23 protein-coding genes, 3 tRNA genes and 1 pseudogene are annotated in these 25,944 nt (G+C 39.1%); 9 read left to right on the top strand and 18 right to left on the bottom strand.

All coding sequences use genetic code 11. The annotated features are described in order from the left end of the window. Positions 1-380: 380 nt before the first annotated feature. The 7 genes from H6G68_RS06515 to surE all read right to left on the bottom strand — a co-directional run bounded on the left by H6G68_RS06515 (position 381) and on the right by surE (position 7,950). Positions 381-920, bottom strand: coding sequence for a cytochrome C (locus tag H6G68_RS06515; RefSeq protein ID WP_190905905.1), 540 nt, complete (start codon positions 918-920; stop codon positions 381-383). Between the two features lie 130 nt (positions 921-1,050). Beyond that, entirely contained in the window at positions 1,051-1,647 is a 597-nt protein-coding gene (locus tag H6G68_RS06510) for a hypothetical protein (RefSeq protein ID WP_190905904.1), read from the bottom strand. Beyond that, positions 1,644-3,068, bottom strand: a complete 1,425-nt coding sequence (locus H6G68_RS06505) for an AAA family ATPase (protein WP_190905903.1) — start codon at positions 3,066-3,068, stop codon at positions 1,644-1,646. Before H6G68_RS06505 ends, H6G68_RS06510 begins: the two co-directional genes overlap by 4 nt. Positions 3,069-3,213: 145 nt before the next feature. After that, a complete protein-coding gene (locus tag H6G68_RS06500) occupies positions 3,214-4,122 on the bottom strand; it encodes an AAA family ATPase (RefSeq protein ID WP_190905902.1) in 909 nt (302 codons plus the stop codon). Positions 4,123-4,350: 228 nt separating this feature from the next. Beyond that, complete coding sequence (locus tag H6G68_RS06495; protein ID WP_190905901.1) at positions 4,351-5,418, bottom strand: bifunctional riboflavin kinase/FAD synthetase; 1,068 nt, start codon at positions 5,416-5,418, stop codon at positions 4,351-4,353. A 549-nt stretch (positions 5,419-5,967) separates the two neighbouring features. Beyond that, a complete protein-coding gene (locus tag H6G68_RS06490) occupies positions 5,968-6,861 on the bottom strand; it encodes an MBL fold metallo-hydrolase (RefSeq protein WP_190905900.1) in 894 nt (297 codons plus the stop codon). Positions 6,862-7,152: 291 nt separating this feature from the next. After that, positions 7,153-7,950, bottom strand: coding sequence for a 5'/3'-nucleotidase SurE (surE, locus tag H6G68_RS06485; protein WP_190905979.1), 798 nt, complete (start codon positions 7,948-7,950; stop codon positions 7,153-7,155). Between the two features lie 312 nt (positions 7,951-8,262). On the opposite strand from surE, the gene pheS reads away from it, so the two are divergent. The 3 genes from pheS to H6G68_RS06470 all read left to right on the top strand — a co-directional run bounded on the left by pheS (position 8,263) and on the right by H6G68_RS06470 (position 11,166). Continuing rightward, positions 8,263-9,255, top strand: coding sequence for a phenylalanine--tRNA ligase subunit alpha (gene pheS / locus H6G68_RS06480; RefSeq protein WP_190905899.1), 993 nt, complete (start codon positions 8,263-8,265; stop codon positions 9,253-9,255). A 133-nt stretch (positions 9,256-9,388) separates the two neighbouring features. Then, the gene (locus tag H6G68_RS06475) at positions 9,389-10,504 is read left to right on the top strand and encodes a DUF262 domain-containing protein (RefSeq protein ID WP_190905898.1); all 1,116 of its coding nucleotides are present in this window, start codon (positions 9,389-9,391) and stop codon (positions 10,502-10,504) included. Further along, positions 10,501-11,166 (top strand): MAE_28990/MAE_18760 family HEPN-like nuclease, encoded by a 666-nt coding sequence (locus H6G68_RS06470; protein WP_190905897.1) that lies wholly within the window; start codon positions 10,501-10,503, stop codon positions 11,164-11,166. The genes H6G68_RS06475 and H6G68_RS06470 overlap by 4 nt, the downstream gene beginning before the upstream one ends. A 40-nt stretch (positions 11,167-11,206) precedes the next feature. On the opposite strand, the gene H6G68_RS06465 is transcribed toward H6G68_RS06470, so the two are convergent. Further along, on the bottom strand, positions 11,207-12,649 hold the full coding sequence (locus tag H6G68_RS06465) for a RecQ family ATP-dependent DNA helicase (protein WP_190905896.1): 1,443 nt from the start codon (positions 12,647-12,649) through the stop codon (positions 11,207-11,209). 120 nt (positions 12,650-12,769) lie between these two features. Continuing rightward, positions 12,770-13,432 carry an ester cyclase gene (locus tag H6G68_RS06460; RefSeq protein ID WP_190905895.1) on the bottom strand — a complete coding sequence of 221 codons (663 nt, stop codon included), beginning with the start codon at positions 13,430-13,432 and terminating at the stop codon, positions 12,770-12,772. Positions 13,433-13,673: 241 nt separating this feature from the next. Here H6G68_RS06460 and H6G68_RS06455 point away from each other — a divergent pair, with 241 nt between their 5' ends. Beyond that, positions 13,674-14,111 (top strand): DUF29 family protein, encoded by a 438-nt coding sequence (locus H6G68_RS06455; RefSeq protein WP_190905894.1) that lies wholly within the window; start codon positions 13,674-13,676, stop codon positions 14,109-14,111. Between the two features lie 46 nt (positions 14,112-14,157). On the opposite strand, the gene H6G68_RS06450 is transcribed toward H6G68_RS06455, so the two are convergent. Beyond that, the gene (locus tag H6G68_RS06450; protein ID WP_190905893.1) at positions 14,158-15,750 is read right to left on the bottom strand and encodes a 2-isopropylmalate synthase; all 1,593 of its coding nucleotides are present in this window, start codon (positions 15,748-15,750) and stop codon (positions 14,158-14,160) included. Between the two features lie 91 nt (positions 15,751-15,841). Next, positions 15,842-16,363 (bottom strand): LabA-like NYN domain-containing protein, encoded by a 522-nt coding sequence (locus H6G68_RS06445; RefSeq protein ID WP_016951503.1) that lies wholly within the window; start codon positions 16,361-16,363, stop codon positions 15,842-15,844. 761 nt (positions 16,364-17,124) lie between these two features. Between H6G68_RS06445 and H6G68_RS06440 the strand changes: the two genes are divergently transcribed. From H6G68_RS06440 to H6G68_RS06425, 4 genes and pseudogenes are all read left to right on the top strand, one after another. Continuing rightward, positions 17,125-17,268: a hypothetical protein gene (locus H6G68_RS06440; protein WP_190905892.1), complete on the top strand. Its 144-nt coding sequence runs from the start codon at positions 17,125-17,127 to the stop codon at positions 17,266-17,268. Between the two features lie 9 nt (positions 17,269-17,277). Then, entirely contained in the window at positions 17,278-17,415 is a 138-nt protein-coding gene (locus H6G68_RS06435) for a hypothetical protein (protein ID WP_190905891.1), read from the top strand. A 277-nt stretch (positions 17,416-17,692) separates the two neighbouring features. Next, a pseudogene (locus H6G68_RS06430) lies at positions 17,693-18,729 on the top strand (protein kinase domain-containing protein); the annotation flags it as partial. Between the two features lie 52 nt (positions 18,730-18,781). Further along, positions 18,782-20,335, top strand: a complete 1,554-nt coding sequence (locus tag H6G68_RS06425; protein ID WP_190905890.1) for a cation:proton antiporter domain-containing protein — start codon at positions 18,782-18,784, stop codon at positions 20,333-20,335. Positions 20,336-20,446: 111 nt separating this feature from the next. On the opposite strand, the gene H6G68_RS06420 is transcribed toward H6G68_RS06425, so the two are convergent. The 7 genes from H6G68_RS06420 to H6G68_RS06390 form a co-directional block, all read right to left on the bottom strand. Beyond that, positions 20,447-20,812: a four helix bundle protein gene (locus H6G68_RS06420; protein WP_190905889.1), complete on the bottom strand. Its 366-nt coding sequence runs from the start codon at positions 20,810-20,812 to the stop codon at positions 20,447-20,449. Continuing rightward, positions 20,813-21,379: a DUF3124 domain-containing protein gene (locus H6G68_RS06415; protein ID WP_190905888.1), complete on the bottom strand. Its 567-nt coding sequence runs from the start codon at positions 21,377-21,379 to the stop codon at positions 20,813-20,815. Positions 21,380-21,384: 5 nt separating this feature from the next. Further along, on the bottom strand, positions 21,385-22,062 hold the full coding sequence (locus tag H6G68_RS06410) for a potassium channel family protein (RefSeq protein ID WP_190905887.1): 678 nt from the start codon (positions 22,060-22,062) through the stop codon (positions 21,385-21,387). Between the two features lie 376 nt (positions 22,063-22,438). Beyond that, complete coding sequence (locus H6G68_RS06405; protein ID WP_190905886.1) at positions 22,439-24,040, bottom strand: TROVE domain-containing protein; 1,602 nt, start codon at positions 24,038-24,040, stop codon at positions 22,439-22,441. Positions 24,041-24,079: 39 nt separating this feature from the next. After that, positions 24,080-24,227: transfer RNA gene (locus H6G68_RS06400), tRNA-OTHER, on the bottom strand. A gap of 224 nt (positions 24,228-24,451) precedes the next feature. Next, a tRNA-OTHER gene (locus H6G68_RS06395) sits at positions 24,452-24,573 on the bottom strand. 26 nt (positions 24,574-24,599) lie between these two features. Further along, a tRNA-OTHER gene (locus H6G68_RS06390) sits at positions 24,600-24,739 on the bottom strand. 400 nt (positions 24,740-25,139) lie between these two features. On the opposite strand from H6G68_RS06390, the gene H6G68_RS06385 reads away from it, so the two are divergent. Next, complete coding sequence (locus tag H6G68_RS06385) at positions 25,140-25,868, top strand: hypothetical protein (protein WP_190905885.1); 729 nt, start codon at positions 25,140-25,142, stop codon at positions 25,866-25,868. Positions 25,869-25,944: the final 76 nt, after the last annotated feature.

Below are 25,944 nucleotides of genomic sequence, written 5' to 3'. Positions count from 1 at the left end.
GGAGATTAAAGCTTTGGTTATTTGATTATAGACATTTAACCTAACCCAGCCGTTTTGCTTGTGGATGGCTGAGAAACCAGAATTAACTCAAAAACAGAATAAAAACAAACCAATCACCTGAATCAATGATTGGTTTTAACTTATATCTTATTTTAAATTGTCTTCATAGTATCATTTTGCCGCTAGATGGGGCAGGGCGCAGAAGGCAGAAGGCAGGGGGCAGAAGGCAGGGGGCAGGAGGCAGAAGGCAGGGGGCAGGGGGCAGGGTGCAGGGTGCAGGGTGCAGTAGGTAATTATTTCTCCGCGTCTCCGCGTCACCCCATCTCCGCGTCACCTCATCGCCCCATCTCCGTGTCACCGCGTCCCCGTGTCTCTAATCCCTACTCCCACTCTGGAGTGAGGCTGCGGAAGTCATACTTATCAGCACCAATATGACAACTGACGCAACCGTTCATGTTTACAGGTTGTTGTAATTTAACACCAGGATGTAAAGCTTTGAAATAACGGGACTCATTGAGGCGATAGGGTGTTGAGTCATCTTGGAGGTGAAGACGAGAGAAAGTAGAAAGGTACTTCCACACTAAAATGCGCGGCGGATCGACTAAAGGCTTAATCTGTACACCATAGTGCTGGGAATCTTGGAGGATATTTTTCCATGTTTGGGTGGGAAAAACCGCTGGTGGTATGCCGATGTGACAGGTAGCACAGTTTTCTAGATATAGTTCTTGCGCTAGTTGGTATTGTGCCGGCACTACATCAACCGTACCAGTTGATGATGGAGGGTTAGCTGCGTGGGTGCTGGTGGCTAAACCCAGTATAAATCCTATAGCTATACTCCAACCAAAAATGACTAGCATCACAATCAGCAGTTGGCGTTTCAGTTTTGGATGGGATGATTTAGGCTTAATCGTATTTAACATCAATTTAGTTACTTTAGTGTAAATATTGTATTTTCTTGTATCTATTAAAATAAATACCTCATCATTGAGCAATCTGTGACCACCTGATTTTTAGACTGTTTTTATAAAAATTTGTTGCATAATGTCTTATTTACTTGCAGGTTTTATCATTTCTTTCAAAAAGTGGAATACCATTTTCCTCTAAAAACTCTTCTGCCAATTCTTGCCAACTTGAATTGAATCTTGGGTATTTGTAAAATTCAGGAGTACAAACATAAGCTTCTAAATTTAACCCTGCGTAATTTTTTTCTAACTTATCATCAAATAAATTAATAGTATTTTTTAATTGCCCAATAGCGTCTACCCTATTCTTGTTTACCTTTCTCTCACTTGTTGCATTCAATTTAAACTCTACGAAACAAAAATCTGTTTCATCAAAAAAGACAAAATCGCAATGAGAATCACCAAATCCCAAAAGTCCCTTTTTTCCATCAATAGGAATAAAACCAATCATTTTAGCATTGCTTATATTAAATAATTTAGTGTTATCAAAATCGTTTATAACAGTCTCACTACCATTGAGCTTAATCGTAAATGTATTATCATCAAACTGAATATTGATAATAATAAAAGATTGTCCTTGATAATCTATCACTGAAAACTCTGCTTTTAATTCAATTTCTAGAAAATCTGAAAATGTAGCAAAACTATTTGATAGATGTTCTTTTATATCTTCAAATTTGCTCATTTTCTTTTAAAAGTTCTAGCGTGGATACTGTACAAAGCCTGAAAATCACCACCCAAAAGTTCGGAAACAGTATCCAAATAATTTTGTTGAATAGTACCTTTTTCAGTATTAAAAATGGACTCACAATAATTCGTTGTTTCAGAAACAGATTGATTCCCTAATGAATAAGCTGAAAAATCATGAGCATTTAACCAACAATCTTTAGGAATTATTGCTGTTACTTCAGCGTCTGCTGCGGTATTTTTGTCAACTACTCTATTTGCAAAGAGTAGATTATTAAAAACTGTGAGTATGTAAGGACTATGGGTAGTAATAATCAGTTGATTATCTTCATCGTGATTCACCATTAAAGCTAATAATTCAATCAGTTGTTTTTGGGCAACAGGAAATAAATGTGCTTCTGGTTCTTCTATGATTCTTAATACTTTTACATCATCAAGGATGTTCAGAAAAATATCTTGTAAAATTCTTATCACTTCTTGTTGTCCTGATGAAGCATTTGAAAGATAAACATACTTTCTTTGTTCAGGCTTAAATAATATTTTTTCTCCCCAATCATCAATTAAGTATTTACCTTTGAGTATGTTATCTATTCTATTTTTTATTAGATATAAATCCTCCTTTCTGTCAATGTCATCTTCATAGTTCTCAATTATGCCTATAAAATCTTTAAATTTTTTGAATATGTCTTTAATTCTGCCAACTCTTTCCATGAATTTCAGCATTAAAGTTTCATCTATTGTTTGTTGTTTACGCTGAAATTTTTTACTATTTTCTTTTATTTTACTATTTTCTTCTAAGGTACGCTGAACACTTGCAAACAGATTTTTTTCAAAAAAATCAGAATAACTGACTGTTGCATTCCGACCTGCAATTACGAATAATGAATCTGTCTGATAGCTTTCAAAAAATTCGTTTAATAATGTAGAAAGCATTTTAGCGTATTTAATTTTATTTTGATCATACGCCAATTGTTCATGTATATTATTTGGATTTATATTCTGTTGAAAAAGTTTTTTTATTTGAGTAGCAGAACTTTTAAAATTCTCGTTCAACAAATTATCGCTGAATCGAGAATTAAGTCTTTTATTCTCATTAAGAGTTAATGTTAAGTATTTATCTTGCTCAACACTATAATAAAAAGTTATTTCAAAATCAGGCAAGTGAAATGTCGAACCAAAAAAATTATAAAACTTGTCTCTTATAGGAAATATTAGATCAGAGGGTGTATCAAAATAATCCTTCTGTGTATCTTGATAAATTTGACTAAACAAATCATCTTTGAGTGTTTTAAAAAAGTAAATCAATTTAGCAATAGTGCTTTTACCGCTGGCTTGTTCACCAATCAAAACTAATATTTTCTTGACTTCAATTTCTGCATTTTGAATTGCACCGAAGTTTTTGATAATAATTTTTTGCATAATTTAAACTTCTTTTTTATATTCTATAATCAATGTACCAAAACGAATTCGTTTGATGCTACCCATCGCTGACTTGTTTATTAAAGGCAATCACCTCAGCAAGACAAGCCAGCAGTTTTGGATACATTTCTTAACCTTTTTTTAATTACGGAATCGGCACAGATCGCAATAACCGCTCAACTACAGTTTTAGCATTGCGTCCACCTCTAGGAATGAGGCGATGACACAGAACATAAGGCGCAAGAAACTTCACATCATCAGGAAGAGCGTAATCTCTGCCGGAGATAAAAGCTAGTGCTTGGGTAGCTTTTTGTAATGCCACACTACCACGAGGACTAACGCCAAGAGTGATTTCTTCATCCTGTCTGGTTGTCCGCACTAATTCCACGATGTATTCTTGCAAGGAGGTTTCCACTTGTACCTGAGAACAAAGTTGGCGTAATTGAGCTACTTCTGCCAAGGTAATACAAGGCTGCAAATCATCAACTGGAAGACGCTGCTGGATACTTTGCAGCATTTGTAGTTCTTCTGACTCTGAGGGATAGCCTAAACTCAAAGACAGCATAAACCGATCCATTTGTGCTTCTGGCAGGGGAAATGTGCCTTGGTACTCGATGGGGTTCTGGGTAGCAATGACAAAGAAAGGCTGAGGAACGGGACGAGAGACACCATCAACTGTGACTTGATACTCTTCCATTACTTCTAGTAAAGCTGACTGAGTACGCGGGGTGGCACGGTTGATTTCATCAGATAGCAGAACATTGGCAAATACTGGCCCAGGGAGAAAAGTAAATTCGCCGCTTTTTGGGTTCCAAATGTTAGTGCCGGTGATGTCCGTTGGTAGTAAATCGGGAGTACATTGTATCCTTTGAAATTTACCATCAAGCGATCGCGCTAGAGATTTGGCAAGCAGAGTTTTACCAACTCCAGGGACATCTTCTAGAAGGGCATGACCACCACCCAGCAAAGCAACTAGCACTAAGCGTACGGCTTCATTTTTACCAACAATGGTACGAGCTAGATTTTGTGTTAATGCGTCAATTTTTTCTCTCATGCAATGGGGGTATGGGGTATGGGTATGGGGTGACGCGGGGAGTTGGGGAGACACGGAGATGGGGGGTGGGGAGACGCGGAGATTGGGAGACGCGGAGACGCGGAGAAATAATTATCTACTGCCCCCTGCCCCCTGCCCCCTGCACCCTGCCTTCTGCCTTCTGCCCCCTGCCTTCTGCCCATGCCTGCAATCACCATATCTACAGTGTTCCCAATTAACATTCCCAATTCAGCATTCTGTACTCAAAATTTCTCTGGCTACGGTGCAGTCAAGTTGAATTTGGCTTTTTAGGGCTTCTAGAGAAGGGAATTTTTGTTCAGGACGCAAAAATTTTACTAGTTGCACAACTAGGTTTTTACCATACAAATCAGCAGACCAATTTAACAAATGTACTTCTACCGAGGAATCAGTACCGTTGACAGTGGGGCGATTGCCGATATTCATTACACCTAAGTTCTGAGTAGGAGGTGTATCTGACGTTTCGCTGAGGATGATAACCCGAACTGCATAAACTCCTTGACGGGGTAAAAATTTGTCTTTTGGTAGTTGAAGGTTAGCAGTAGGAAAGCCGATGGTTTTACCCAAATGTTGACCTGGGATAACTAATCCAGTCAGGGTGTAGGGTCTGCCTAATAAGCGAGTTGCCCGTTGAATATCGCCTTCTTGCAAAGTTTGGCGAATCAATGAAGTGCTAATCCGATGGTCTTCACTCGAAGTATTATTAACGCTTTTACCATTTGCGGGTAAATCGTTGGTATCAGTTTGGATGGGAACGATGGTTACGGGTATTTTGTACTTGGCGGCGAGTATTTGCAAATCCTGTGCAGTACCCGTGCGCTTTTGACCAAAACAGAAATCCTGGCCAACGCTGATTCGTTGACATTGCAGTTGTTGGACAAGGATTCTTTCTACGAATTCTTCAGGTGATAGGGCTGATAGTTCTTTATCGAAGGGCAATAATACCAGTTGTTCTACCCCAAGCGATCGCAACTGTTGAACTTTTTCATCCAGCGGTGTTAACAAAGCACGGGGTTGGCCTGTAAAAAACTCATGTGGATGGGGATGAAAGGTGACAACTGTTGAGTATGTAGGTTTTTGGGGTGAGTTTTCTGGTAATTTCTCCCCATCTCCCCACCCCTCTTCATTCCCAACTGACTGCAAAACTGGTTGAATTACCTTTTGATGACCAAGATGAACACCATCAAATTTTCCAAGGGCAACAGCAGTTGGTGTTAGAGCCAATTTGGTCGAGGAAGCAACCCACACAGAACACCCATTTTGAGACAAATTTAGCACGTGGATTCTGGGATTTTAGGTTTATCGTAGCTATCAGCGCTCGGCAACCCTGTGAGGGGAAACATAGCCCCTGTTTTGCTAGGGGGAGTTGTTTACCTACCCTCAGCCCTTAGAGAGGCATCTAGAGGCTTTTTTGGACTGCTGGTGAAACTATAAAGTTAATTTAGCAGTTGTCGCCATCTCAGCAATAGGTAGGCTCTGGCGCTGAAAGCTCCTGATCACCAATCTAATCTAAAATCTATAAATCCGATCCAACAAAGCTAACTAATGCTAACAAGAGCCAGCTTTTTCTTCCTGCTACCCTTCGGGAACGCCAAAGGCGTACACTCTAGAAGTGTCGGCACTATCTAGTCCACAGGCTTGATTGTTTGGGTGTATCTCACCCTACTATTAAGTATTTAGGCTTGGTTATCACCTAAAATACCTATCAATAATAGCATTTTTCTGCTATATAAAACCTAGACAAAGCTAGACTTTACTTTCTACATTCAAGGTTACAAGCCCCTGGCTTTAGACACGGGATGATAATTACCCATTATCGATTAGGAATTACACTGACTTGCTGACAGGAAAAGATTCTGTGAGAGGATCTAAGACTGGAACCTGAAGTACTAATCCTTCCCGTGCCATGATTGCACCAGGAAACTTCTCAACTGCTTCTTTGCCGACATTATCTAAAAAATCATCGTTGTGGGCGGGGTCATGGTGATAGATCACCAGGGTTTTTACGTTGGCAGCTTGTGCTATTTTTACAGCTTCTTGCCAGGTGGAATGTCCCCAACCAATTTTCGGTGATTTTGGAGAATAGTATTCATCATCTGTGTAGGTGGAATCGTAAATGACGATGTCGGCATCACGGGACAGCCACAGGACATTTTCATCCAATTTATTTTGAAAATGTTCAGTATCTGTGATGTAAACAGCAGAACCACCGCGCCAGTTAACTCTATATCCTACGGCTTCACCTGGATGGTTTAAAGGTGCAGTTTCTATAAAAATGTCATCGATTTCGATTGGTTGCCCCGCTTTAATGTTGTAGAAATTCAAGTGTGCTTGCATAATCTGCAAGGGTACGGGGAAGTTGGGATGAAGCATCTGATCATTGAGCCTTTGCTCAATTGTCGAGCCATCTGGTGCGATCGCTCCGTAGATATTAAATTTATTACCTTTGATAAATGCTGGGGTAAAGAAAGGAAACCCCTGCATATGATCCCAGTGGCAATGGGTAAAGAATATGTGACCTTCTACGGGCATTTGGGGTAACAAAGATTGCCCCAAAACATGAACTCCTGTACCACAATCAAAAATTAAGCGCTTACCGCCCACTTGCATAGCAATGCAAGGGGTATTACCCCCATAACGGACGGTTTTTAGACCTGGACAGGGGATGCTGCCCCTGACGCCCCAAAATTGTACTGTAAATTGGTTCTCTATCCTAGACATGGGTGTTGGTTGCTGGACTGAGCGGGCGATCGAGTAAAAAGGATTGGTCTTATTTTTTTTGGTTTATGCTGTCTTACTACCTTTGTTACTAGGTCTTTATTGGTAAAACATCATACCCTGTTTAAGAACTTTTTGGGAAATCATGAGTGTTGTACTGAAGTATACCACTTCTCACGATACTAGAGTTTATACTTATTTAGTGATTTCAATATATCTCCTAACTTTTTTATAGCTTAAATTGTGCGGCCATGAATTTTATTTCGGCTGGTGTCTGGTCAGAAAACCAAAAATTTACGGAAGTTTAAATTCTCGTTTCGATAATTGTTGCAGTGCATTGGCATAAGTAAGATTGTATTGCAATGGGGTAATACTGATGTAGTTTTCACGGATCACCTGCACATCGATGGGGATATTTAGCGGTAAATTCAAACCTGTGGGCGGTTCTACATCCTCTAAAATCTCTCCTGTTAACCAGTAGTAAGTTTTTCCTCGTGGATCTACTCTTTTGTCAAAAACATCAACGTAGCGGCGCACTCCCTGGCGAGTAAAAGTGACACCAGCAATTTCTTCCGATGGGACGGGAGGAATATTGACGTTAAGCAACATCAAGTCTGGGAGAGGTTCTGCTACTAGCTGATCTACTAGGAGTTTGGCAAAGTTTGCAGCTGGGTGAAAGTCTTTGTGTGTATGACTTGTAAGACTTAGGGCAATGCTGGGAATGCCTTCTATCACTCCTTCCATTGCGGCTGAAACAGTTCCAGAGTAAAGAATTTCTGTTCCTAAATTGGCACCTTGATTAATGCCTGATAGCACTAGGTCAGGGGGCGAATCTAGTAATGCCCACAATGCCAATTTTACGCAATCGGAAGGTGTGCCATCACAAGCCCATGCTTTGATGGCAGGATGAAAAAGTGCTTCCACCATTTCGGCGCGAATTGGTTGATGCAAGGTTAGTCCGTGTCCTGTTGCTGAACGCTCTCGATCTGGGCAAACTACTGTAATATCATGACCCGCTTCTGCCAAGCAGTTAGCTAAGGTACGGATACCCAGGGCAGAAATGCCGTCATCGTTGCTAATTAGTAATTTCATACTTCGATATTCATCAGTTAAGGGTCGCTTGTCAGTGTCTGCGGTCACAAGTACAGAATAAAAAATACCTCTAAACTGCTAAAAAGAGAAATAGTCTAGTTTATTAATGGCATATTACAAAGCTTATTTCTTCTCCAGTCCATAACTTTGGACTATAGACTATTAAAGAGGTAACAGGGAACAGAGGGTTTCAAATGGGGTTTCATAGTCCACCTGAAACCTGCCACGAAAGTGAAGGTACAGGAAATAGGAAATTTTGTTCTCTATTCGCTGTTCCCTTTTTTGATGACTAATAACTAAAGATAATGACTAATGACTAGCAATTTAGAGGATCAACTTTTAGCATTGCGCCAAGAAGGAGAAGCAGCGATCGCATCTGCTGATACCCTGGAACGCCTGGAAGAACTGCGAGTTAACTATTTGGGCAAAAAAGGTCAATTGGGTGCGCTGTTACGCAGCATGGGACAAATGAGTGCGGAGGAGCGTCCCAAAATTGGCGCGATCGCTAATACAGTTAAAGAAGCTATCCAAAACTCTCTTGACCAGCAACGCACCGTTTTAGAATCTGCTCAAATTCAAGCACAGCTAGAGTCTGAAACTTTAGATGTGACTATGCCCGGTATTTACCGTCCCCAAGGTCGCATTCATCCCCTCAATGGTATCATTGACCAAGCTTTGGATATCTTTGTTGGTATGGGCTACACCGTGGCTCAAGGGTCAGAGATGGAAACAGATTACTACAATTTTGAAGCCCTGAATACCCCACCTGACCATCCAGCCCGTGATATGCAGGATACCTTCTATTTACCAGATGGGAATTTACTGCGGACTCACACCTCATCGGTGCAAATTCGCTACATGGAAAAGGAAGAACCACCGATTAGAATTGTCGCCCCAGGACGAGTTTATCGAAGAGATGATGTAGATGCTACCCACTCCGCAGTTTTCCATCAAATTGAACTTTTAGCCATTGATGAAGGACTGACTTTTACAGACCTCAAAGGCACAGTTAAGGTATTTTTGCAAGCCATGTTTGGTGATTTACCCATTCGTTTCCGCGCTAGTTATTTCCCTTTTACTGAACCTTCTGCGGAAGTAGATTTACAGTGGAATGGACGCTGGTTGGAAGTCATGGGTTGCGGTATGGTTGACCCAAATGTACTTAAATCAGTGGGTTACGATCCGGAAGTTTATAGTGGGTTTGCTGCCGGTTTTGGTGTAGAACGGTTTGCGATGGTTTTACATCAAATTGACGATATTCGCCGTTTGTATAATAGCGATTTGCGCTTTTTACAGCAGTTTTAACGTAGGGTTTTCATGGTAAATTAGAGTTAATCAACTACTAATTTACCAAACCCTAAAAGGATTACATATCAACTCAACAGACTGTAAAAGTAGGCTTTCCAGATTTTATAATTTTTAGCATTGGAGTAAGAACATGGGACTTCAGGAAGAAATTGACAAAATGAGGCAAGAGATACGATCTGATCACTATTCAATGTCTATTGGAGAATGGATTAGCCTCTATGAAGATAAATCAATTAATTTACATCCTGAATTTCAAAGCTTTTTTCGTTGGACTTCTAGCCAAAAAACAAGGTTAATAGAATCTATTTTACTGGGTATACCTATTCCACCAATTTTTGTGGCTCAACGTGAAGATGGTGTATGGGATGTTGTAGATGGTCTTAACAGATTATCTACGATCTACGAATTGATTGGAAAACTAAAAGATGAAAATAATAACTGTGTTGAACCATTAATTCTTGAAGGTACTAAATATCTGCCAAATCTAGCAAGTAAAAAGTGGGAGGATAATGATAATCCTCAAAACTCTCTAACACAAAATCAGCGTCTTTTAATAAAAAGAGCTAAAATTGATGTGACTATTATTCTTGAAGAAAGCAATGATAACGCAAAATATGAGTTATTTCAAAGATTGAACACTGGAGGTTCAATAGCTACTGTACAGGAGGTAAGAAACTGCATTCTTGTAATGAATAATCAGAAAATGTTTCATTGGATGAAAAAATTAAGTCAAAGTGAAATTTTTAAAGATTGTGTAGGACTAAGTGAAGAATCAATTGCAGAACAATATGATATGGAACTATTATTAAAGTTTTTAGTTTTAAGAAATTTGGAAGTAGATGAAATAAGAAATATAAGCAATAATTTCAATGAATTTTTGACAGACAAAATGATTGAAATTTCTCAAAATCCACATTTTGATTATTCAGAAGCAGAAATGGCATTTAATAAAACATTTGAAATTTTAAATGAACAAATGGGTATTGATAGCTTTCGTAGGTACTCTGCCGCGAAAGAAAAGTTTTTAGGAGGATTTTTAGTATCAGCTTATGAACTTATTGCGTTAGGTATTAGTCACAACTACAAAACTTTATCTAATTCAGCTATCAATGTAAAGGAAAAAGTTAAGCAATTTTGGATAGATCCTGAAAATCCAATTGTGTCGAGTCGAGGGTGGTCAAATGCAAATGCACAGCGAAGAATTACAAGATTAATTCCCCTTGGTCGTAAGCTCTTTCAGCCATGAAAATACGCACTTTAGAGCAGCTTAGTGATAAACTAGCTCAAGAATTGGCATGGCGAAAAAAAGAACTTTCAATATTGAAAAGTCTGATTGATTCAAAATCCTCTGAATCAGCAAAAAGAAACGCATTACTTCGCAGTGGTATCACTATGCTTTATGCTCACTGGGAAGGATTTGTTAAAGTAGCTGCTAATAGTTATGTAGAATTTGTTGCCATGCAAAAACTACCTTATAATCAACTAGCAAATCATTTTATAGCTTTGGCAATGAAAGATCAATTAGATCAGGCTAAGGACACAGAAAAAGCAACTATATATAATGAAGTTGCAAAATTTTTTATGACTAGATTAAATGAGCGAAGTGTCATAAAATATGAATTTAGAATTACTACATCTAATTTATCATCATCAGTATTTAAAGAAATAATATGTATGATTGGTTTAGACTATTCCTTCTATAAATCTAAAGAAGTATTAATAGATGAAAAGTTGCTAGAGAAAAGGAATATTATAGCTCATGGTAATTATCTTGATATAGATGAAAAATATTATGATGAATTGCATACACAAGTAATAGGAATGATAGATACGCTCAGAAATCAAATAGATAACGCTGCTTCAACAAAACAATATTGTTGTCAAAGTCCATCTAATACTTCATCATAAAACTTTGCAATATTTATTAATTACCTATTAAATTGACTATCTATTTACGACAATTATCACAATGTCCACAACGCCAGTTTGCAGCTTCTTTAGCAAAACCAAAAGCATTTAACAAAAATTGCCAACGACACTTTTTAGTATGCAAATATTCACTCATTTGTTTCGCAGCTTGTAATTGCATTTGTGGCTGATTTCCTGACTTTGCAGAAATCGCATAATGAAAAGGATCAAGCCATTGTAATTGTCCACTGCTATGAAGTAAAGAAAGCGCTGTTGCACCATCAGGAAATTGTCGCGTTACAGATGTTACTTCTCCCTGTTGCGGTAGCTTTTTCACTAACTGTTGAGCTTTTTGTTGTTGCTTAAACATTTGTTCTTGAAAAAACTGCTGTCTTTGTTTATCTTCAGCATCTAAAAAACCCGTCGGTTCACTGATTAAAGTTAACGCTTCTGCTGGTTTTCCATCTCTTCCAGCACGTCCCATTTCTTGCACATATTCAGATAATAAATGTGGTGCATGAAAATGAATCACCCAGCGCACATCACTTTTATTAATTCCCATTCCAAAAGCACAAGTACACACCACAAAGGGTATTTTTCCACCTAACCAACTTGCTTCTACTGCACGTCTTTCTGTTGCACCTAATCCTGCATGATAACTAGCAGTGTTATATCCTATTTCTGTTAACCACTCGGCTAAATTCTCACTATCTTTCCGAGTGCGGACATAAATTAAACCTGTTTGATTTGGTCGATTTTGAATAAATTTTAATAATTGTTGTTTTCTTCCTTTTGGTGTCCAAGCAATACGAATGCTAAGATGTAAATTTGGACGGTAAGGATTAAGTCTAAAACTATCAGGTTGCTGTAATTGTAAAACTGTAGAAATAATCTTTTGTGCTGAAGGATCAGCCGTTGCTGTAAAAGCTGCTAAACTAATTTTAGTTCCTGGTGGTTTTGATTTTAATAACGCTGGACGAACTGCACCTAAACGCCGATAAGCTGGACGAAAAGTATCACCCCATTGTACTAAACAATGAGCTTCATCAAGGATAATTCCATTAATTTGTAATTGGGGATGAGATAATCTTTCCCAAACTGGGGGACTGAGTAAAGTTTCTGGTGATAAATATAATAATCTTAATTGTTGTTTTTCTAAAGCTTGCAAAGCTGCACGACGTTGATTTGCAGGTAATTCATTGTGTAAAAGTGCTGCTTTTTGGTTGCGTTGACGTAGTTCTTCAACTTGGTTTTCCATTAGTGCTACTAAGGGAGAAACTACTAAAGTTAATCCGGTTTTTAATAGTGCGGGAAGTTGAAAACAAATTGATTTTCCCCCACCTGTGGGCATAATAATTAATGCGTCTTTTTGGGATAATAAAGTATTGACAATTTCTCCCTGTGGGGGACGGAAATCATCATAACCCCAGATTTGTTTTAATGCAGTGCGGACTTGTGTTAATGATGTAGTGGGGTGATTCATAATTTTTAAACCCTGGATATCAAATTGCTCACATCATTTGTATTTCATCTGCGTTTATCTGCGGTTAATTAATTATGTTGATTTTGTCAGGGTTTAGCAATGCTAAACCCCTACCATATATTAAGAATGAAAGGGACAACCACCAGCAGTTAATTTTTGCAAAAAGGCGTTATTATCAAAATAATGTTCTAAAGATTCAATCTTTAAATCTTCAGTTACACGGGCTATACTCATACCCGTTATTTCTATTGTTTCCCCTGTGGGTGCATAATCTTTATATGTACCTGTAAATGTTCCCCAATGTCGCCATTTAAAGGTAACGTTGGGTGGTCCAGATAGCACTTCTGTTAATTCCCATAAAAAGCCGTTGGGAAAGGCTTTGTGAAACAGTTCAAATGAAGATTCAAAGGTTTCAGCCGCTGGACAATAATGCTCGTTGTCAACTATAAATAAGTTGTATGTTCCTTGTTCAACTACTTCTTTAGCGGTGTATTCTTCTCCTCCGTTGCTACTCATTCTAAATTTGTCCGCAACGATAGAAAGCCATTGTTGGGGGTTCAATTTATGAGAAGCTTCCATTTCAAAGGTGCGAACTAGGTTTTGGGCTATGGCTTCTAAAGAACCTTCGGGATGGTTAAATTTACTTTCTTTGTGTAGAAATTCATTAGTATAAGAATAGTCTGGCTTTTGTCCTTCTCGCCATTCTACCCCTTGATCATGAGTCAGGAATACTTCTCTATCTTGTACCCAAAGCGGTAATTCCGTGGTTGAATTGGTACTCATGGATGTTTATTTACCAAAAACAGCTTTTAGCAGTATAAACTTTTTTGGTATTAGAATTAATACTAGAATGAAAATACAGCAGATTTTAGGTAAATCAGATCCAATTTTTAGAAATAAAGCCATATACCAAGAGATTTTCAACCCTGTTCCCTGTTGTAATCGCTAATTCATATAAGAAGTAACAGCGTATTGATAATTTTTGTAATACTTGAAATACTATAATTTATATTCAACAAATAACATGGAAGAACTACTAGAACTCAGACAACTTCTAGAACAAGGTAAAATTCCTGAAGCTTTATTATTGGTGGATGAATTAGAAGAAATGAGCCTAAGTGATAAAATCAATAAAATTGATAGTTATGGCGTAATTCTCCTCATTCATTTAATTAAACAAAAAGCTGAAAAACGTTCTACCCGTTCTTGGGAAATATCTATAGAAAATGCAGTGCGAGAAATCAATAAAATTAACAAGCGCCGCAAATCTGGTGGTGTTTACTTGAATCAAACAGAATTATTGGAAATTTTTCAAGAAGGATATCAAGTATCACTAAAAAGAGCGTCGTTAGAAGCATTTGAAGGACGATATGAAGCCGAAGAATTAGCAGCTATGGTTGTAAAACAAGAAATTTTAACTCAGGCGCTGGAATTGATCAAGGTGGGTTACGGTGCGAATTAAGGCAATCTGTTAACATCAAATATCTCACCGCACCTAACCCACCCTACTAGGCTGTTACTTCTTCTTTCGCTTCCTGACGTAGGCTGGAGTACAACCTATTGAGTGCATTCACGTAAGCCTGAGCCGATGCCACAATGATATCGGTGTTGGCTGCATGACCTGAAAAAACACGCGATTCATATTTTAAGCGGATTGTTACTTCCCCAAGAGCATCAATTCCCCCTGTAACCGATTGTACAGAGAATTCAATCAAATCGTTAGGTACATTCACTACCCGGTTGATGGCTTTATAAACTGCGTCTACTGGGCCTGTACCAATAGCTGCGTCGGTTAATTCTTCACCGTCGGGGGTGCGGAGAGTAACCGTAGCGGTGGGTTTGGCGTTGCTACCGCAAGAAACCTGCACTAACTCTACCTGAAACAAAGCAGGTGATTGTTGGATTTCATCGTTAACAATGGCTTCCAAATCCCAATCTGAGATTTCTTTCTTTTTATCCGCTAATTCTTTGAATCTGACGAAGGCTTTATTTAATTCGGTTTCTGACAGTTCAAAGCCCAATTCTTTCAAGCGGGTACCAAAAGCATTTCTCCCAGAATGTTTGCCCAAGACGATTTGATTGTCTGTTAAACCAATCAATTGGGCATCCATAATCTCATAGGTGAGTTTGTTTTTCAACACTCCATCTTGATGAATACCAGACTCGTGTGCAAAGGCATTTGCACCGACAATAGCTTTATTTGGTTGCACCAACATTCCTGTCAAGTTGGAAACAAGACGTGAAGTTTTGTAAATTTGTTTGGTGTCAATATTCGTCAGGGGTGCTTCAGAATCTTCTGAACGTCCTAAGAAGGGGTTAAAATATTGCCGTCTGACGTGCAGTGCCATTACCAATTCTTCTAAAGCCGCATTTCCTGCCCGTTCACCAATACCGTTGATGGTGCATTCTAACTGCCTTGCACCATTTTTGACGGCTTCTAAGAAGTTAGCAACTGCTAAACCTAAGTCGTTATGGCCGTGAACGGAAATAATAGCTTGGTCGATGTTGGGGACATTTTCGATAATGCCTTTAATCATGTCCCCAAATTCGCTGGGTGTGGTATAACCTACGGTGTCAGGAATGTTAACTGTTGTTGCACCAGCTGCGATCGCTCTCTCTAATACTTGATAAAGGAATTGTGGATCAGAACGAGCCGCATCCATTGGTGAAAATTCGACATCATCCATGAAGGACTTGGCATAGGCTACCATTTCTTCTGCGATCGCTAACACTTCTGCCCGTGACTTTCTCAGCTGATACTCTAAGTGAATATCAGAAGTAGAAATAAAGGTGTGAATTCTGCCGTGAACTGCTGGTTTTAATGCTTCTGCTGCCGCTTCGATATCTGCTTTAATTGCCCTAGCCAAACTACAAATTACAGGGCCATCTTCTGTCCCCACAATTTGGGCAATTTTCTTAACTGCTTCAAAATCTCCAGGACTAGCAAAGGCAAAACCAGCTTCAATAATATCCACACCAAGACGTGCTAATTGCTTGGCAATAATCAGCTTTTCGTCTATGTTTAAAGTCGCTCCTGGACACTGTTCTCCATCTCGCAGTGTCGTATCAAAGATGATAATTCTGTCTGCTTGATTTCTCATCGCTTTTGGGTTGTTTAGTTGTGATTGTGGGCTTAAAATACCTTGAACTTTATTTTTTAACTCTTGGTTTTGTAAATAATTGTTAACTTTACTAACCTTCCGTTTTTTCTATTTGGTCTCTAATATCGTTCAAGTCTATATATCTATCCGTAGCATTTCGTAACTCTCTCGCTATCATTCCTTCTGTTGATACTACCGTTATATGCGTATTTTTTGAGCGTAATAGTTCTATCGCTCTTTCAAAATCACCATCGCCGCTGAATAAGACAACTCTGTCGTACTGATCTACTGTATTAAACATATCTACAACAATTTCAATATCTAAATTCGCTTTTTGCGAGTAACGACCAGAGACATCATCGTAGTATTCTTTGAGAATTTTAGTGCGTACTGTATATCCCAAACTAATTAGCGCATCTCGAAAACCACGTTGATCTTGTGGATCTTTTAAGCCAGTGTACCAGAAAGCATTAATCAATGTCGTTTCTGACTGCTCGTTTTTGAAGTATTCTAACACTCGTCGCGGGTCAAAAAACCAGCCATTTTTTTGTTGAGCATAGAACATATTGTTTCCATCTACAAAAATAGATAGACGATTCATTGGAGAACCCATAGAAATTTACACCTAAATAATAGATAAGAATGTAAGATGGAAGAATAGATTATAGCAATTCTTAATTGACAAAGTCGCTAATATCTATAAAAGGTAGTTTTCATGTATAGCTTTTATCTTACCTCTGTCAAAGCAGAAAATTGGCTAAAACATTAAATTTGAGAGACTTATAACTAAACCTGTTTAACCTCCAACTCTTTCAAAGATACCCTGTGATCAAAATCTACCAATAAAATTGACTCTTTAACACCATTAGGATCTGTATATCAATCAAGTTTACTCCTAAAGAGGTATAGCATAGGGACTGGGGTAGGATCTAGGCTGATCCCCATCAATATATTTTCTCATTAACCGTAGGGATTATTTCCTGGTAAGTATCAATATTTAAGCGGTGAGAGAAGGTTCCCTGGGAGGGTAGCTGAGTTCAACCTTGTTTACCTGCCATCTTTTGCCTACACACTGCCAAACCAAATTATACGGGTTAGTGATAGGAGGATCAAAGTTTCTTTTCCTCCTGCTGCCCAATTGGTTCAGTTGAGTACTGGAGTAGGGTAGAATCTGGCAGTCATCAATTGCAAAGAAAAGTGAAGTTAGTCTGGTTCATATCTGTGCAACAATCACACAGAGGAATCCAGTCAGACAAATAGTTGAGCCGTATTTGTATAGGGAATATTTTAGTGTAACTGTACTCATGTAAATTTAGTAATAATTAAAGCATACTTCACAAATGTATAATATTTTTCTTGAAGTTTTATTTCAAAATGTTGCTATTAGAATCTTTCCCTTATAGATGTCCAGCTTATACCCAGATTATCACCAAGTTGATGAAAGCGAGTGTGCGTTCGGTAGCTTTAGATATAGTTATTGATACATCAAGTAGCTATGGTGAGGTTAATAATCACTAATTTCAGCAGGTGTCACAAAAATATGGGAGTATAGCCGTTGAAGAAGCCCTATTAGTCACAGCGTCAGTGAAGTATCTGCAACCAAAATGCGATCGCATTTACTTTTGGGGAAATGAGCAGATATTTGAGATAATTCCTTTATGGTAAGTATAATGGCTGAATTAAACATATATATTGACCTCACCCCCAACCCCTGCCCTACCTCTCCTACGAGGAGAGGGAAGCAGAAAAAATGAGTGTTAGCTGGAAGGGTAGATTAAAAGCATATCCCCTGCCTCTGCCTACAGTAGGCTTCACCCACTTAGCAGAGAATTTTACCAGAAAAGTCTGATTTTTAATTAATCCCACATACTTATGTATTTGACTCAGAAAACTGGAACAATTATTTACAGCCAGAAAAGTTTTTCCAAACTAAGAGAAAAATCAACAAAAAAAATTATTATTAATTTTTCATAACTGCAAACTTTATCCAGTTATTCAGGAGACTATCAGTCAACACTTCTGCACCTACAAAACTTAATTCAGCAAAGGGATTTAACATTGAATGCTAAAATACTTGCCGGACGCTACAAACTTATTAAAGTTCTTGGTGCAGGTGGATTTAGTCAAACCTATATTGCAGAAGATATACAGCGTTCTGACAACCCCCAATGTGTAGTCAAACATTTAAAACCAGCTACAACTAAAGCCGAGACTTTAGCACTTGCTCGGCGTTTATTTAGTTCAGAAGCAAAAACCCTGGCCAGACTAGGAACACACAATCAAATTCCTCAGCTTTTAGCATATTTTGAAGAAGATCAAGAATTTTATTTAGTGCAAGATTATATACTTGGACATCCATTAAATCAGGAATTAGTATCAAGTAAATGTATCGCAGAAAGTGTAGTGATTGGAATTTTAAAAGACTTGTTGCAGATATTAAAATTTGTCCATGCCAATGGCGTAATTCACAGAGATATCAAACCTAAAAATATTATCCGCCGACATTCAGATTGGAAACTAGTATTAATAGACTTTGGGGCTGTGAAAGAAGTCAGCACGCATATCACAGAAAATCTTGATTCAACAGCCTTGACTATTGGTATTGGTACTAAAGGTTATGCACCTAGTGAACAATGTTTTGGTCATCCTCAATATAATAGCGATATTTACGCCATTGGCATGATTGGAATTAAAGCCTTGACTGGTATTTTTCCCCATGAGTTAGTAAGAGATATTGATGGCAAAGTAAAATGGATTGATCAAGCTAAAGTTAGTCAGCCTTTAGCAGCAATTATTAATAAAATGGTATTAGATGATCATAAAGAACGATATCAATCGGCATTAGAAGTTTTAGAGGAACTGGATAAATTGCCAATTTCTGAAAATAGTAAAATTGGTTTTAATACAGATTATTCCACAGATCATTTATCTTTATTTGATGCCGACTCTCCCACCACACCTTGGACGGGAGTTTTGTGAAGGAATGTGTAACGTTTTTCAATGACATTCACATAAATTTTCAGTATCCATAGTGAATATTACCGAATTAGTCAAGATTTCCATTATTCTCTTGCTCGTTGCCACTGGTGTAGCTTTGGTATCTCGCCGGCTGGGAGTCCCTTATATCACAGGTTTAGTCTTGGCAGGTTTGCCAATCACTGAGCTATTATCTCGTCCCATAGGTTTAGATCCTTCCTTGGTTTTGAATCTTTTCCTGCCAATTCTCATCTTTGACGCTGGGATTAATACCGACATCAGCCGTCTACGCAGTACGTTTAAACCAATTGCCCTTCTGGCAGGCCCAGGGGCTGTACTTTCCAGTGTTATTATTGCCGTCCTGTTGAAATTTGGGCTGGGACTAACTTGGATACCTGCTCTATTTGTAGGGGTAATTCTAGCAAACACTGATACAGTTTCCATGATTGCTGTCTTTAAGGACATACCAGTACCCTCCCGGCTTTCTAGCATTGTTGAAGGAGAAACCCTATTCAACGATGCCGCTGCCTTAGTTTCATTCAACCTGATTTTGCAAGTATATTCAACAGGTTCACTGACCTTATTAGAAGGAATCCAACAACTACTATTTATCTCCGTAGGGGGCTGCCTCGTAGGTTTAGTCTTAGGCTACTTGAGCATACCTATATTTTCTCGTTTAGATGATCCCTTAGGCAGTCTCTTACTGACGGTTGCAGTTGCATTAGGAACTTTTCAGGTTGGTCAATTTCTGGGTGTATCAGGTGCTGTAGCTGTTGTTATAGCTGGATTAATTTTTGGAAATTTTGGACTGTCTGGCAATACTACTGCTTCCAGTCGCATTACCTTGTTTAGTTTCTGGGAATATGCCAGTTTTACTGTCAACACCTTTATTTTTCTGCTGATTGGTGTAGAAATAAACCTAATCACACTCTGGACGACTTTACCTGCAATTCTACTTGCTGTTTTGGCTTATCAAGTCGGAAGAATTCTTACTGTCTATCCACTACTGACAGCAGTTCGTTGGTTTGACCGCCCAATTCCTCTGCGCTGGCAACATTTACTCTTTTTAGGCAACATCAAGGGTTCACTTTCTATGGCTCTGGCATTGAGCTTACCTAGTACGCTGCCGGGACGAGAAGTTCTCATTGCTTTAGTCTTTGGCAGTGTACTGGTGTCATTAGTAGGACAGGGTTTAAGCTTGCCTTGGCTAGTAAAACGCTTAAAATTATCTAAATTTTCCGAGACTCAGCAGCAGGTTGAAGAATTGCAAGCTCAACTAATGACAGGTAAAGCAGCACAGGATGAATTAGATAGCTTGTTGAAGTCAGGGGTATTACCAAAATCCGTCTATGAAGAAATGCGTTCGGCTTATCAGATACGAGTGGCTAAAGCAGAAAAGGCTCTGCGAGACTACTATAATCGCCGTTTTGACAAGTCTGATGACAAGAGTAGTGATCTAAGCAAATTGGATGCTATTCGTCGCCGTTTGCTGTTAGCAGAAAAAGGAGTCCTTAACGAAGCACTGCGTAAGCGAATTCTTTCAGAAGTAACTGTAAGCGGACGGATACAATCTATTGATGAACAACTCCTCCAACTTGATGATGATTGATCACTTTTCAAGATACCTATTTCGACAATGAACCTTTATAGTTATTTTGACTTTTAATGTAAGAATTCAGGAGTCAGGAGTCAGGAGGTAGAAAGAATTAGAATTAAGGAATTATGAGTTAGAATTATTGAGCATAGCTTTTACATAACTATCTAATAATCTACTAACTTCTTGCAGTTTCAACATTAATTCTGATGTATTAGCGTATCCTAAATCTTGTGTGAGAATAAGATAGTATCTACATTCTTCTAGAGAAGCTTGTGCAATATTCATAAATATTAATTTATCTAAATCTCCTTTTTTCTTAAATCCTTCTGCAATATTTGCCGGAATGGAAACTGATGCGCGTCTAAACTGAGAAGTTAGTCCATATATTTCTGATTTAGGAAAATCCGCAGTTAATTGATATACTCCTAACACAAATTGATGTGCTTTTTGCCAAACTATTAAATCTTCAAATGTTCTTGCAGGTTGCATTTATTCTGACTCCTGACTCCTGACTCCTGACTCCTGACTTTTAATGACTTTACCAGGACTGACAAAAGAAATTCCTTGCTGAAAATCAGTACCAATCATGACTGCTTCTACTACAGGCTCAGAAATCTCTGTTTGGGCTACCCACTCTACAATAAAGTTTGCCCCTAAACCTCCACTGATGTCGTTTTTATTTACGAAAAAATCACTTGATGCTAGTGCATCAAGTTGAATAGGACGCTCTAAATACTTCTTAATTAATTTTCCATCTGAGTCATAGTAGCGAACAGAGGTAATGATGATTGGATTTGTCAAATCTGTATTACGAATACTCAGCGTCACCGCTAAATTAAAAATTGCTTGGCGATTGTAATGATAGATATGGGAATAGACTGGAACATAAATGATTTGACTCATTGCTGCCTTGAAATTTTTATCCAGTGTCACTATTTTTTGAGATGTGGTAGACCCACTAGTACTGGATTGTGACTTTGGTGAAATCTCCCTTGATTTACAAGAAGTCAGAACAATAACAGCAATTGCTAAATAAAAATATGGATGCAGTTTCATTAAAACTATTTACAGCCTTCGATAAAATCAATAACTTGATGTAAAGATCCTGGCTTAGTCACAATCAACACAGTCGAACCAGGTTCTAGTACTGTACTACCATTGGGAATCATCAAATCTTCGTGGGGGTGAGGTTGATAGGCAATAATTAGAGAGCCAGTGGGAAACTTAGAATCTTGAGCAATTTCAGCAACGCTACGATTGGCTACATAGCAACTGTTGGGAATAGAAATTTTTAAAACCTCAATCTGCCCCTGCTCAAAATGCATCATTGATTCTACCTGGGGATATTCAATGGCATTTACCATCGTTGCAACTGATAGTTCAACAGTACTAATTACATGGTTAGCTCCTGCCAAACGCAGTGGTTCAGCAAAATCAGAATGGCGCAGCCGAGACAGGATATGGGCAGCACCGTAGTGTTTAGCAAGAGTTACCATTGCTAGATTTAAGGCATCACTTCTGAGGACAGCTGCCAAGGCATCGGCTTTACGAATCCCAGCTTCTAACAAAACTTCTGTACTCACAGCACTGCCTTCAAAAGCCATCGCTCCTACTTGTTCACGGGCATAACGGCACGCAGTAGGATCAATATCAATGATGGCCACAGTATGCCCTAGTTCTACCAATTTTTGAGCCAAAGAAAGCCCTACTAAGCCTGCTCCACCAACTAGCACGTACATGGCTGCTCCTAAAACTCAAAAGCTTTATACCTTATTTTGTAGCACATAAATAAATACAAAAATCTTGTTGATTAGCTTAAGTATAAAAATTTAAAAAATTTAAAAAGATCTGTGGATTTAAGTTGACCAAAGACAGTAATTAACTAATCAATTCTCACTTTAATCTCAGCGACTCTGCGCCTCTGCGTGAGACAAAATCCTTAAAAATGGCGGGTGCGGGATTTGAACCCGCTAATCCCCGAATATGGTGGAGACGTTATCCGATAACCCTAAATTCATCGGCCTAAAAGGCAAGTTGCGAACAAGGGAAAACCCGCCAAGAAAGACAAAGGATAAAATTATATTTACCCCTTATCAGACAATCTACAGCACAACTTTATAAATCATCATTAGCTAACATCTGGATGATGCGCGGAATACTCGGATCAAACCCTGCTAAATCCCAAGACAAAGGATCTTGAGGATCTACCAAAGAAATCTGGTAAGGTGTCAAAGTCACATAAACAGCCTTGACATTAGGATTTACCTTTTTGCGGTATTCCTTCAAAGCCTGACTAGGATGCTTATTACCAGCCCAGCTTTCCGAGTCAGTCCAAAAGCAGACAACATCAGCCTTAAACTTATTTGCAATCATCCAGTCATAAGCGACAGAAGCATCAGTTCCGCCAAAGTTTTGGTTACTAGCTTTGCGAACCGCAGAACTAAAACTATCCTTCGCAGTAATTTCTAAATCTTTAAACTGAGTTGAAAAACCGCGAATCTCATAGTTTTTTTCAGCTTTTGCTGTCACTAACGCCATTGTCGTGGCGATTTCACAACAACTCAAACCCATATCTGCAACCAAGCTAGCCATAGAACCAGAAATGTCTACGGCGTGCATAAACACTTTCCCCGTCGGTTCTACCACTTCAAAAGAAAGTTCCACCGCCTTTTCTAAAATATCCACAATGCGGGAAACAGGTTTCCAAGTTTTTTGGCTACGTCCTAAACTACCTCCAGACTGATAGGTTTTGAGGGCTTTCAAAACATCAATGGGATGAATTCGACCTTTTCGCAGATATTCTTGGTTATTGAGAACTGCTTCCACACGCTGCAAATTAGCGGTTTCATCAGCCCGCAATACATCCAATTGAGTCAAAGAACCTAAATTTCGCAACATTGCGCCAATGGGCATTTCTTGAAATAGTAAATTCCAAGCTTGCTTATCCATTTGTCCCACAGGTGCAGCCATTTCATGGGTTAAGCGTCCTTGAGAAATAGCTGTGTGAGTTTCGCTAGGGTTGCGCTTTAGCCATTCATACCACCAAATCTGCGCTAAAGCATCTGAGGGAATATCTGCTGGTAACTCTTCCCAACCTTTGACAACCCACTCAAATAATTGACGGTGATTTTCTGTAGGTGGGTTGACGTGGAACAACCGCAAAGCATCACGGTGAGTAAAACCTTGACGTTGTTGATATTTCAAAAGTTGGTAAGCCAAACCTTTGACATCTTCCCGTGAAAGCCAAGTTTTACCGGCTTCTCGGATAACTTTACCAAAACCCCGTAGAGATTTGGTGTAGTTCAACCATTCATAAAAGTGACTACCAGTACGAACAACTTGGGGGAAAATTTCACCGAATGCTTTTTTAGCTTCTGGAGTTTCACCCATTGATAGCAATACCAAAGCGAGAATAGGCGCACTGTTGTTAATGGCACGTCCATCACTAGCATAGATAATTTCTTCGGCTACCCGGCCAGGATTTTCCGCAACGGCTTGGGTGACAACATTAGCAAAATCTTCTGTTAATTCCTGTTTACCAGCGTAGTACGTGCTTTTTGCTGTGCCTATCAATAGACATCGACGCAGCATTTTCCAAATACCAGCATCGAACATATAGCCGCCACTACGTCCTTTGATCATCTCAGTTTCCCGTCCGGGAATAGGCTGATTTTGAGGTGTAGCTGTTTTCTTGTTAGTAAAGAAGTTGTAATTCATGGCTTCTTCTCCCGGCCTTTTCAGGCAATTTAAGATAAGGTGGCAGGGCAGGATTTGTTCGCGTAGCGTGCCGGAGGCATACCTGCGATCTCCCGCGTGGAAGGCGATAACCCTCATTCGTCGGCCTTTTCAGGCAAGGTATGAAAAAGGATGTTTTAGGTGTTCTAGGCCGCTGAACTACCTGCCACATGATGAATTTTGGATTTTAGATTGAATAGAGGTTTGGTGTAGTGAGACAGGAGTTGTTCGCGTAGCGTGCCGAAGGCATACCTGCAAGATTTTCATCGCCAGAACCCGATAACCCTCAACTTTTCGGCCTGTTTAGGCAAGGAAAGTAAATTAAGGATTTACTCTGGTGCGTTTACCAATTTCGCCACCCACTACAGAAAAATTCAAAATCTAAAATTGTTTTGGGTGGTGGAGCAGGATTTGAACCTGCGAATGTCTCGATAACCCTCAAGTCATCGGCCTTTGCAGGCAAGGTTGTGAATAAGGATATAAAATGAAATGCCTTACCACTTGGCTACCCACCACATAAAAAAATCAAAAGTAAGAGTTTTGGCGCGAGAAGCAGGATTTGAACCTGCGACCAATGAATTAACGATAACCCTCAGTTAGTCGGCCTTTTCAGGCAAGTTTGTCAACCAAGGAATATGGGTTTTACCCCGTTCACTGCTCTACCAACTGAGCTATTCCCGCACGTAAAAAGTCAAAATCTCAAATCGCTTTGGGTGTAGCGGAGCAGAAATTTGGTCTGCATCTCCGGGATTTTAACCAAGGGTATTTAATGTGATTACGATAACCCTCGATAAGTCGGCCTAAAAAGGCAAGGTGGGCGCTCTGACGTTTGAGCTATCCGCTACGGTGAAAGCTAACTCCTTTGGGAATGTTGCTTGTAGTATTAATGTAGTACGCGAGTTTCTGGTTGTCAAGGGGATAGAAAAAAATCTTTTCTTGGTGTCACGCGTCACTTTTTCCCTATGTCAGTGGCTTTTGCCGAATAATGGCTGATATTTTTGCCAAAAAATACAAACAAATGTCCAAATTTTTGCCAAGATATAAATATTATTTTGTAAAAATTCACTTGGCATAAATCAGCATGAGTGAAAAAGCCATAGAAAATTACGGGAAAAGTTTTCTCGTTCTAATTTTGCCGATATCGTTTTTGATTGTTTTCTTGGTCCATACCTGGAGAATTTTACTGCTAATCTTAGGGCTACTGATAGCCTTAAACCTTTGGCAGCAATATAAATGGGAAAAGTGGTGTGATCAAGTTAACCCGCTTTTTTATCAGTTAATTCGGGAAAACCAGGGAAAAATTACACCGATGGATTTGGCAATCAAGGGTGATTTTTCTGGGACGGTGGCAAAACGCTATTTAGATAGTAAATCTAAAGAATTTGGCGCTAGTATATTGGATTCTGAAAAGGAGAGTCCGTCTTACTACTTCATAACTGCCAGTATTCTGGGCGATATACTTGATAGTAGTGAGCCAGTAGAAAAACTTCCATCTCGACCGGTGACTAATGTTGCTCGTTCTTTTTTAGCACCACCGGAAATAATTTCCCAGGAAGAGGAAATACAAACCGAAACCGAATTATTACCCGAAACTAGCCATGAGGAAGTTAAAAAACCTCTGGCAGAACAGTTAGTTTTTGGTTCACTTATTCAATCTGAACTAGCTAAAAGGCTAAGTGTTTATTCCAGTACGGTTTATAAACGGCGTAATGACCCTGATTTTCCAGAATGGAGTCGCAGCCGTGATCCTGATGGAATTGCTTGGTCTTATTCTCGTAAGTCTAAGGAGTTTTTCCCTGTTGAAGAATAAGAGGCAGGGTGCAGGGTGCAGGGTGCAGGGTGCAGGGGGCAGGGTGCAGGGTGCAGGTAATTTGATTCTTCCCAAT

Origin of the sequence: Anabaena catenula FACHB-362 (assembly GCF_014698735.1) — a bacterium.
Taxonomy (GTDB): Bacteria; Cyanobacteriota; Cyanobacteriia; order Cyanobacteriales; family Nostocaceae; genus Anabaena; species Anabaena variabilis_A.
Note: the sequence above shows the minus strand (reverse complement) of the source record. Positions and strands in the feature narration are given on the sequence as shown.